A 9,795-nucleotide genomic window follows, 5' to 3' on the forward strand; every position below is an offset into this window, starting at 1 on the left:
CCTCAGGTCTGGCAACTGGCAATCAAGGCCTGCCGGTCCTTCAACCGCACACGCCCGTAGCCGAGTTCGATCAGGTCCAGATCTGCAAGACGGTGCAGGCTGCGGTGTAATGTGGGTTGCGACACGGCGATCATCTCGGCCAGTTCATCTTGCGACACCACGATCCAACCGTCGGATTTTGACGCCCCCTCATCCAGATGAAGCAGTCGCAGAACCAGCCGTTTTTCACTGCCGGTCACCGCGAGGTTGGCCATTATTCGCAGCGCGGTCTGCATATTTTCCTGCGTCAGTGCATAAAACTCGTGGATATAAGCGGGATTAGCCTGAACCAGCTTGGCGATACGCGAGTGCGGAAAGAACAAGGCTTGTGTCTCTTGCGTGGTGACGACGCTGATCAGCCGAGGGGTGTCTGCGAAAAGAGCCAGATCCCCGATCCAGAACCCGGCGCCCTCGCGGTGAATGACAAATTCCTGCCCATCATCCGCCGGTGCGGTGATCTGAACACCGCCGCTGACGACAGCAAATATTCCGTTTGCCGGGTCTCCGTGGTGATACAGCGCTTCCCACGGCTCATAGGTTTTTGCCGCCCCGCAAGCCAGCAAATCGCGCTGAAACGCGTCCGAGCGTTTGCTGAACCACCCGGTCTCCTGCAAGAGTTTCATATTATGTGCTTTGTCAAACATTAGAATTTTCCAATATCATCATATGATGAGTTTTCAATCCCGCAGATCGCCTAACCTGAGCGCATTCGAATCCCGGATGGGTGGAGCTTGGGCGTTCAGATTTCGACATTTTTTACGAACCGCATTGGCTTAATTCTCCAGCTATCAAGCTAATACACACCTGCCGGATCCACAGACCCTTACAGATCAGGAGCTTACAATGTCACCACCACGTTCGATTGCATACAGGTGGCGCACCGAGTTGCGTCGTATTGCTGTGGCCACCGTCGCCGTTGCGTTGGCACTTCCCGCCTGGGCGCAAGACCAGAAACCCAACATTCTGGTCATCTGGGGTGACGATATCGGACAGTCCAACATCTCGGCCTATACGATGGGCCTGATGGGCTATCAGACGCCAAATATCGACCGCGTCGCCAAGGAAGGCATGATTTTCACCGATTATTATGGCGAGCAATCCTGTACCGCCGGCCGTTCGTCCTACATCATGGGGCAATCGGTGTTCCGGACCGGCCTGTCCAAGGTGGGCCTGCCCGGCGCTGATCTGGGGATGCAGGTCGAAGACCCGACCATCGCCGGTCTGCTGAAGGACCACGGCTATGTCACCGGTCAATTCGGCAAGAACCACTTGGGCGATAAAGATGAACATCTACCGACAAACCACGGTTTTGATGAGTTTTTTGGAAACCTATATCACCTGAACGCCGAGGAAGAACCCGAAAACGAGGACTATCCCGGAGATGCAGTTCTGCCCGACGGTCGCACTTTCCGCGAAGCCTATGGTCCGCGCGGCGTCATCAAGTCCAAGGCCGATGGCACCATCGAAGATACCGGTCCCCTGACCCGCAAACGCATGGAAACGGTGGACGAAGAAACCGTCGCTGCGGCCATCGACTTTATCAAGCGTGCCCATGAACAAGGCCAGCCCTTCTATGTCTGGTGGAACGGCACCCGGATGCACTTCCGCACCCACGTCAAGGATGAAATGCGCGCTCAGGCGAACGAGATATTCGGTGGCAGTGCGGACGAATACACCGCAGGCATGATCGAACATGACATGCATGTGGGCCAGTTGCTGGACCTGCTGGATGAGCTGGGCATTGCCGACAACACCATCGTTCACTACTCCACCGACAACGGTCCGCACATGAACACATGGCCGGACGCTGCCGCAACGCCGTTCTGGGGTGAAAAGAACACCAACTGGGAAGGCGGCTGGCGCGTTCCGTCGATGGTACGCTGGCCCGGCCAGATCGAGGCCGGATCGGTCACCAACGAGATCGTGCACCACATGGACTGGCTGCCGACTTACCTTGCTGTTGCCGGTGACCCGGACATCAAGGAAAAGCTGAAGGCAGGTTACAGCTCGTCGGGTATGGGGCGCGACTACAAGGTACATCTGGACGGCTACAACATCCTGCCCCTGCTGACCGGTGAAGCCTCGGAAAGCCCGCGTCGCGAAATTTTCTATTTCTCGGATGACGGTGACCTGACTGCATTGCGTTTTGATGACTGGAAGCTGATATTCCTCGAGCAGAAGGCATGGGCCACCCTGCGGGCCTGGATCGAACCCTGGACTGAGCTGCGCATTCCGCTGATCGTAAACCTGCGTCGCGATCCCTATGAGCGCGCCTACCGGACGTCCAACACATACTACGACTGGCTGTTGGACCGGGCCTATTTCCTGGTGCCCGCGCAGCAATATGTCGGCAGCTTCCTGGAAACGTTCCAGGAATTCCCCCCGCGTCAAGAGGCTGCCAGCTTCAACCTGGATCAGGTGATGGAGAAGCTGTCCTCGCCGACCAACAACTAACCCCCCTTAGATAGCGAAGGGCCGCCCATCAAACGGCGGCCCTTTACCAATTGAATACAGGGAATTTATCATGAGGAATTCAGTTCTTTCAGCCGCTCTTGTCATCGCTCCGATGACCGTGTTCGCCGACCCTCTGCCCAGTTGGGGCACATCCGCGTCCAAGCACAGGATCATTGAATTTGTCGAGGCCGTCACTGATCCGAACGGTGCCGACTACGTCACTCCGACCGCTCGGGTGGCGGTGTTCGACAATGACGGCACTTTGTGGGCCGAAAAGCCCGTCTATTTTCAACTGACCTTCGCCATGGACCGGCTTGCCGAACTGGCCAAGGCCGACCCCTCGGTCCTGACCACCCCGACGCTGGAAGCAGCGGCACAGGGTGATCTTCAGGCTGTCGTCGATGGCGGCCACGATGCCTTGATCGAGGTTCTGAACGCCTCGCATTCCGGCATTAGCGTTCAAGAATTCCAGGCATCAGTTGCTGATTGGCTGGACACCGCACGTCACCCCGATACCGATCTGCCCTACGATCAGATGACCTATCAGCCGATGGTGGAGCTGCTGCGCTATCTCAGGGATGAAGGGTTCCGCACCTATATCGTTTCGGGCGGTGGTCTGCATTTCATGCGCGTTTTTGCCGAAGATGCCTATGGCATTCCGCCCGAGCAAATTCTGGGCACCTATGCCGACACGACCTATGAAACGGTCGAGGGCACACCCACGATCACCAAGGCCCCTGGCATCGCCTTTGTCGATGACAAAGAGGGCAAGCCGATCAACATCGAACGCACAATCGGCAGGCGTCCCATTCTGGCCGGCGGCAACTCGGACGGGGATTTTGCCATGCTGGAATGGACCACCGCAGGTGATGGCCCGCGTCTGGGCGTGCTGATCCACCACACCGATGCCGAGCGCGAATGGGCCTATGACCGCGAAAGCCCTATTGGAAAACTGGTCGACGGGTTGGACAAAGGCCCCGACATGGGCTGGGTCATTGTTGATATGGCGCAAGACTGGGATCGCATCTACACTGGGGCCGATTAGGCACTCAGAGACCGATAACCCCATGTGGACACTGCTTGTTTCCGCGTTCGTCTTCTTTCTGTATGTGACGGCCGCGGTGTTTTCGATACGGGCGGCCCAAACTGCCCGCACACCGCAAGGGGCCGTCGGGTGGGTGGTCCTTTTGATCTCGGTCCCGTTTGTGGGTGTGCCGCTGTATCTGTTTCTAGGGCACCACCGGTTCCGGGGCTATCGCATCGCTCGCAAGCACAGCGAGCGGGTTGTCGAGGGCATCAAGACATTCGCGGATTTCTCACAGCCTGACCCGGATTCGATGCCCATTAACCCGCGCCCTTTTGAGGCGCTGGCGCATCTGCCGGTCTCACGCGGGAACGGAGTGGAATTGCTGATCGACGGGCAAGCGACCTTCGACGCCATTTTCCAGGCTATTGATGCGGCGCGGAATTATGTCCTGATCCAGTTTTACATCGTGCGGGATGATGCGCTGGGAAAACAGCTCAAGGAAAAGCTGATCGCCGCCACCAAACGCGGTGTGTCGGTGCGCTTTATGACCGATGCGGTCGGCAGCTATGGCTTGCCGACAGCCTATCTGGACGAACTGCGCGCCGCCGGGATCGAGATCGCCAATCCGCGCGACCGTCGCGGGCCGCAATACCGCTTTCAGCTGAATTACCGCAATCACCGCAAGACCGTGATCATTGACGGTGAGACGGGCTTTATCGGTGGGCATAATGTGGGTGTGGAATATCTGGGCCAAGACGCGCATTTCGGCCATTGGCGCGACACGCATATCAGGATGACCGGTCATATCGTCCGGCAGCTGCAGCTGATTTTCACAGAAGACTGGCACTGGGCGCATGAAGAGGACCTGATCGAACAGCTGGACTGGGCCGGGTCGGAATCCGAGCAGGACATGAACGCCCTGATTGTTGCCACCGGCCCCGGCGACGACACGGAAACCGGCGCGATGATGTTCTTTGCCGCCATTACCGAAGCGAAAGAAAGGCTGTGGATCGCCTCACCCTATATTGTGCCGGACATCGATGTCATGACCGCCTTGCAGCACGCCGCCCTGCGCGGCGTGGATGTGCGCATTCTGGTGCCGGACGTGATCGACCACCGTCTGCCCTGGCTGGCTGCCTTTGCCTATTTTGACGAGGTCAGGGACTGCGGCGCGCGGGTGTTTCGCTACACTGACGGCTTTATGCACCAGAAGGTGTTTGTGGTCGACGACACGCTGGCGGCCGTGGGTACAACCAATCTGGACAACCGCTCTTTCCGCCTGAATTTCGAAGCAATGGCCCTGTTCTTTGATTCAAGAGCGACGCAAGCCGTGGACAAGATGCTGCGGGCCGATTTCGAAAAATGCTATGAGCTGACCAAAAAACTGCCCGACCAACCGGCCTATATCCGGTTTGGATCACCGCTTGCACGGCTGTTCGCGCCAATCCTCTAGGACATAAGCTCTTCTTTGAAGACCTGCGTCATCAGCGCGACCATAAAGGCGGTGGATAGCCCGAAAGCCAACAGTCCTGTAACCGAGGCAAAGGCGCCGAAAATACGCAGCGGCTCCCCCAGAACGATGTCGCCGTAGCCCAGTGTCGTGAAGGTCACCAGCGAGAAATACAGCGCCGAGTTCCAGTCAGGCAGCACATCCCCCAGCATCCAGACAATCGCCCAGAGCCAGACCTGAAATGTGTGGATCATGACGATAAAAACAAGGGCGATACAGATCGGGGCGGCGATCGAAACGAACCTTTTACTGTTTTCCAATCGCAGGGACGCACCCCGTACAACCTGCGTGCACCACGTCAGAAGGATGATCTCGATCAGAAAGCAGATGCCCAGATAGATACTGCCCCAAAGGATCTGCTGCGTTAACGTCATCAATTCGCTTATCATGTTCCGACCTGAAGAAGTTCCACCACAATGGCGACTTAACCGAAAAAGGACAAGGCTGCGGCGAATGGAAACGAATGCGGCTGGGTGCTGGACTCTGCCGCACGGCGGCGCACATTGTTGCGGGCACAGTCCGAGGTTTTTTGCATGTTGCTGACGATCGACAAGGTCCAGAAATCCTATCCGGGTGGACGACCGGTTTTGCGGGACGTGTCGCTGACCCTCGATCGGGGACAGACGCTGGCCCTGACCGGAGAAAGCGGCAGCGGCAAGAGCACGCTGCTCAATCTGGCGGCGGCATTGGACAGTTTCGACGACGGAGAGATCACGCTGGACGGCACTGCCCTGTCACCGCTGGATGACGCGGGGCGCGCCGCGCTGCGTCGTCAAAGCGTTTCGCTGGTGTTTCAGCAGTTCAACCTGATCCCCTCGCTGACTGTCGCGCAGAACCTATCGTTTCACGCCCGGCTGTCTGGTCGCGAGGACGTCGGTTGGACCGCACAGCTGACGGAAAGGCTGGGCCTGTCCGGCTTGCTCAACCGCTTCCCCGAGAGCCTTTCGGGCGGGCAGCAGCAGCGCGTCGCCATTGGGCGCGCGATGGCGGCGCGGCCGAAACTGCTGCTGGCGGATGAGCCCACAGGCAATCTGGACGAAACCGCCAGCGCCAATGTGCTGGACCTGATGCTTGCGCTGGTGGGTGATACCGGGGCCGCGCTGTTGTTGGTCACCCATTCGCAGGACATCGCCGGGCGGCTGGACCGGCACGCGCATCTGGCCGGTGGTCACATCACATGACCGGCGCGGTCATACAGGCCCTGCTGTCGCATTGGCGGCGTCACAAGCTGCAGCTGGCGACTCTGCTGGTTGGAATTGCGCTGGCCACGGGTCTGTGGTCCGCCGTACAGGCGATCAACGCCGAGGCCCGCGCCAGCTATCAGCGCGCCAGTGATCAGCTCGCACTGGGTTTGCATGACGAATTGCGTTACCCGACCGGTCCGATCCCGATTGCGCGCTATATCACGCTGCGCCGGGCCGGGTGGCAAGTGGCGGCGGTTCTGGAAGGCCCCCTGCGCCTGAACGGACGCACGGTGCAGGTGATGGGCGTCGATATGGTGGCCTACCCCGCCCTGCCCGCCGTGACGCAGATCGAGCGATCCCAAATGCCCCCCGATCCGGCTGACATGCTGACCGCGCCCGGCCGTCTGCTGTCATCCCCCGAACTTGCCGAGGTGCTAAGAGCGAAGGACGGTCTGCCTCCGATCCTGCTGTCTGAAGCCGTCCCGCCCGACCTGATCCTAACCGATATCGGCGTGGCTGAGACACTGTTGGAAAAACCCGGCCAGATTTCCCGCTTGCTGGTGTTACCAGATCAGCCGCGCGGCATTCCTTCGCTGTCCGAGATCGCACCTGAACTGGAGCGCGTTGAGGCCTCCTCCCGGCTGGACACAGCCCAGTTGACGGACAGTTTTCACCTGAACCTGACAGCCTTTGGCCTACTGTCCTTTGCGGTTGGGCTGTTCATCGTCCACGGTACCGTCGGGCTGGCCTTTGCCCAGCGACGGGCGATGATCCGGACTTTGCGCGCGCTGGGCGTATCCATGCGACGGCTGGTCTGGATGATCATGGCTGAACTGACCCTGCTGGCCCTTATCGGCGGCCTGTTCGGGCTAATCCTTGGCTTCTTTCTGGCCGGAGCCTTGCTGCCTGACGTCGCCGCCACCCTGCGCGGTCTATACGGCGCGCCGATCGACGGGCAGATCACCTTGCAATCGCAATGGGTTCTGGCTGGGCTGGCGATGGCCTTGGCAGGTACGCTGCTGGCCAGCGGTCAGGCCCTGTTTTGCCTGTCGCGTATGCCCTTGCTGACAGGGGCTGGCCTGCAGTCCTGGCGAAGCTCGCAAGCCGGGCGCCGCACGGCCGGGCTGATCGGGCTGGTCCTGATCGCGGGCGGCGTTGCCATCGGGTTTACGGTCGAAGGGCTGATCGCAGGGTTTGCGATGGTGGGCGGCATCCTGACAGGAGCTGCCCTGATCCTTCCCTATCTGCTGTCGCTTGCCTTGTCGGCCTTCCAGCGCAGCGCAAACGGGCCAGTCGTGCAATGGATCTGGGCCGATATGCAGGCACAGTTGCCCGGCCTGTCGCTGGCCCTGATGGCGCTGTTGCTGGCGCTGGCGGCGAATATCGGTGTCGGCACCATGGTGTCCAGCTTTCGGCTGACCTTCACCGGCTGGTTGGATCAACGCCTGACCTCCGAACTGTATGTGACCGCCACCGACAACCTGCAAGGCCAGCAGATCGCACAATGGCTGGACCCGCAGGTAGACGCGGTACTGCCGATCCGCAGCATTGAACTGGCACACGAAACGGGGCCGCTGTTCCTGTACGGGATCGTTGATCACCAAACCTATCGCGATCACTGGCCGATCATCGCATCCTCGGACAGCACGTGGGATCGGGTTCAATCAGGCGAGGCCGTGCTGATCAACGAACAACTCGCCCGGCGCGCGAACTTGTGGCCCGGCGATACGCTGACCCTCAAAGAAGGCCATACCCTGACCATTGCGGGCGTCTATTCGGATTACGGAAACCCGACCGGACAGGCCATCGTGTCGATGTCCCAACTGGACCGGATCGCGCCGGGGGCTGACACGCGCAGGTTCGGTATTCGTATTGCCCCGGAGCGCGCCAACGAGATGGCACAAGCCCTGCGGGATCAGTTCGAATTGCCACGTCAGGCGGTCATTCAGCAAGCAGCAATGAAGGCACAATCGCTGGCGATCTTTGACAAGACCTTTGTGGTGACATCAGCGCTGAACGTCCTGACGCTGGGCGTCGCCGGGTTCGCCATCCTGACCAGCCTGCTGACCCTGTGGACCCAGCGCCTGCCGCAGATTGCGCCGGTCTGGGCGCTAGGGTTGACGCGGGCAAAGCTGGCGCGGCTGGAGCTTTTGCGCAGCGTATTGCTGGCTGCGCTGACGGCGGCGCTCGCCCTGCCGCTGGGTCTGGTTCTGGCATGGGCGTTGCTGGCGGTGATCAACGTGCAGGCCTTTGGCTGGCGATTGCCGATGTATCTGTTCCCGACCGACTGGGCCTATCTGTTTGCTCTGACCTTGCTGGCCGCCTTTATCGCCGCCGCCCTGCCTGCATTGCGTTTGCTTCGCCTGCCACCTGCCGATTTGTTAAGGGTGTTTGCCAATGAACGTTAAAACACTGCTCTGTGTCCTGTTCCTGCTGCTCCCCTCTGCCCTGCACGCGCAGGGTTATGCCGGGTTGGGTGGCTCGGCCGAGGGGTTCGACATCCCGCAACCCGGCTACACGTTCGAATTCCCCCGCGATCACGGCCCGCATCCCGGCTTTCGGATCGAATGGTGGTACCTGACCGCAAACCTGACCGGTGAGGACGGGCGTGATTACGGCATTCAGTGGACGCTGTTCCGATCCGCCCTAAAATCGTTTGACGCCGAAGGCTGGCAGAGCCCGCAGCTCTGGATGGGTCACGCCGCCGTCACAACACCTGAAACGCACTATTTCGCCGAACGCCTGTCGCGCGGCGGGATCGGTCAGGCCGGGGTGACAGTCGCCCCTTTCGAGGCCTGGATCGACGAGTGGCACATGCGCGGAGCGGACCTCGGCGCACTGACCCTTTCCGCCAGCGGCGCCGAGTTTGCCTATGATCTGACCCTGAACGCCCACGGCCCGCTGGTGTTCCACGGAGACGCCGGATACTCGGTCAAATCCGCGGATAGGCAAGCTAGCTATTACTATTCTCAGCCCTTCTACACGGTCTCAGGTGTGTTGCACCTGCCCGAGGGCGAGGTTGCGGTCACCGGTCAGGGCTGGCTGGACCGCGAATGGTCCTCGCAGCCTCTGGCGGCGGATCAAAGCGGCTGGGACTGGTTCTCGCTCAGCTTTGACGACGGAGACAAGCTGATGGCCTTCCGCCTGCGCGGCGGGCGCGGAGACTTTACGGCTGCCACATGGATCACGCCGGACGGAACAGCGACCCCGGTGCCGGATGGCTCTGTCTCGTTCGCGCCAATGGACACTGCGCGCGTGGCGGGCCGGGACGTGCCCATCCAATGGCACGTCACACTGCCCGACCGCGATTTGGACGTCGAGGTCTCGGCCATGACCAGCAATGCCTGGATGGGCGCAAGCTTCGAGTATTGGGAAGGTCCCGTCATCGTCTCGGGCAGCCACCAAGGGCGCGGATACCTTGAGATGACGGGGTATTGACCCTACCTGACCACGTAGACCGAGACGGTTGAGTGTCTGACGACGCGGGCTGCGTTTGGGCCTAGGAGGTAGTCTTTGAGGTCTGGTTTATGGGCGCCGATGACGATGAGGTCTGATCCGGCCTCGGCGGCGGTGTGCAGGAT

At 60.2% G+C, this 9,795-nt stretch carries 9 protein-coding genes; 6 read left to right on the top strand and 3 right to left on the bottom strand.

The features are described 5' to 3' along the window. Positions 1-2 precede the first annotated feature (2 nt). Positions 3-683: a Crp/Fnr family transcriptional regulator gene (locus ACOQFT_RS22545; RefSeq protein WP_421600056.1), complete on the bottom strand. Its 681-nt coding sequence runs from the start codon at positions 681-683 to the stop codon at positions 3-5. A gap of 199 nt (positions 684-882) precedes the next feature. Between ACOQFT_RS22545 and ACOQFT_RS22550 the strand changes: the two genes are divergently transcribed. The 3 genes from ACOQFT_RS22550 to cls all read left to right on the top strand — a co-directional run bounded on the left by ACOQFT_RS22550 (position 883) and on the right by cls (position 4,973). Then, positions 883-2,493 (top strand): arylsulfatase, encoded by a 1,611-nt coding sequence (locus ACOQFT_RS22550; RefSeq protein WP_421600057.1) that lies wholly within the window; start codon positions 883-885, stop codon positions 2,491-2,493. 70 nt (positions 2,494-2,563) lie between these two features. Then, positions 2,564-3,538, top strand: a complete 975-nt coding sequence (locus tag ACOQFT_RS22555; RefSeq protein WP_421600058.1) for an HAD family hydrolase — start codon at positions 2,564-2,566, stop codon at positions 3,536-3,538. A 22-nt stretch (positions 3,539-3,560) separates the two neighbouring features. Beyond that, entirely contained in the window at positions 3,561-4,973 is a 1,413-nt protein-coding gene (gene cls, locus ACOQFT_RS22560; protein WP_421600059.1) for a cardiolipin synthase, read from the top strand. Here cls and ACOQFT_RS22565 read toward each other — a convergent pair. Next, positions 4,970-5,404, bottom strand: a complete 435-nt coding sequence (locus ACOQFT_RS22565) for an ion channel (RefSeq protein WP_421600060.1) — start codon at positions 5,402-5,404, stop codon at positions 4,970-4,972. The two genes, cls and ACOQFT_RS22565, sit on opposite strands and share 4 nt — an antisense overlap. 159 nt (positions 5,405-5,563) lie before the next feature. Here ACOQFT_RS22565 and ACOQFT_RS22570 point away from each other — a divergent pair, with 159 nt between their 5' ends. Genes ACOQFT_RS22570 through ACOQFT_RS22580 form a run of 3 tightly spaced genes read left to right on the top strand, consistent with a single transcriptional unit; the run spans position 5,564 to position 9,652 of the window. After that, the gene (locus tag ACOQFT_RS22570; RefSeq protein WP_421600061.1) at positions 5,564-6,211 is read left to right on the top strand and encodes an ABC transporter ATP-binding protein; all 648 of its coding nucleotides are present in this window, start codon (positions 5,564-5,566) and stop codon (positions 6,209-6,211) included. Further along, positions 6,208-8,622 (top strand): FtsX-like permease family protein, encoded by a 2,415-nt coding sequence (locus tag ACOQFT_RS22575; RefSeq protein WP_421600062.1) that lies wholly within the window; start codon positions 6,208-6,210, stop codon positions 8,620-8,622. Before ACOQFT_RS22570 ends, ACOQFT_RS22575 begins: the two co-directional genes overlap by 4 nt. Further along, positions 8,612-9,652 (top strand): lipocalin-like domain-containing protein, encoded by a 1,041-nt coding sequence (locus ACOQFT_RS22580; RefSeq protein WP_421600063.1) that lies wholly within the window; start codon positions 8,612-8,614, stop codon positions 9,650-9,652. Before ACOQFT_RS22575 ends, ACOQFT_RS22580 begins: the two co-directional genes overlap by 11 nt. A gap of 2 nt (positions 9,653-9,654) precedes the next feature. Here ACOQFT_RS22580 and ACOQFT_RS22585 read toward each other — a convergent pair. Then, the coding region (locus tag ACOQFT_RS22585) for a universal stress protein (RefSeq protein ID WP_421596231.1) at positions 9,655-9,795 on the bottom strand (141 nt) is incomplete at its 5' end.

The organism is Ruegeria sp. MALMAid1280 (assembly GCF_049195285.1).
Classification (GTDB): domain Bacteria; phylum Pseudomonadota; class Alphaproteobacteria; order Rhodobacterales; family Rhodobacteraceae; genus Ruegeria.

Coding starts and splice junctions, on each gene's coding strand:
- ACOQFT_RS22545 (WP_421600056.1), bottom strand. CDS start 683: ATGTTTGACAAAGCACATAATATGAAACTCTTGCAGGAGACCGGGTGG.
- ACOQFT_RS22550 (WP_421600057.1), top strand. CDS start 883: ATGTCACCACCACGTTCGATTGCATACAGGTGGCGCACCGAGTTGCGT.
- ACOQFT_RS22555 (WP_421600058.1), top strand. CDS start 2,564: ATGAGGAATTCAGTTCTTTCAGCCGCTCTTGTCATCGCTCCGATGACC.
- cls (WP_421600059.1), top strand. CDS start 3,561: ATGTGGACACTGCTTGTTTCCGCGTTCGTCTTCTTTCTGTATGTGACG.
- ACOQFT_RS22565 (WP_421600060.1), bottom strand. CDS start 5,404: ATGACGTTAACGCAGCAGATCCTTTGGGGCAGTATCTATCTGGGCATC.
- ACOQFT_RS22570 (WP_421600061.1), top strand. CDS start 5,564: ATGTTGCTGACGATCGACAAGGTCCAGAAATCCTATCCGGGTGGACGA.
- ACOQFT_RS22575 (WP_421600062.1), top strand. CDS start 6,208: ATGACCGGCGCGGTCATACAGGCCCTGCTGTCGCATTGGCGGCGTCAC.
- ACOQFT_RS22580 (WP_421600063.1), top strand. CDS start 8,612: ATGAACGTTAAAACACTGCTCTGTGTCCTGTTCCTGCTGCTCCCCTCT.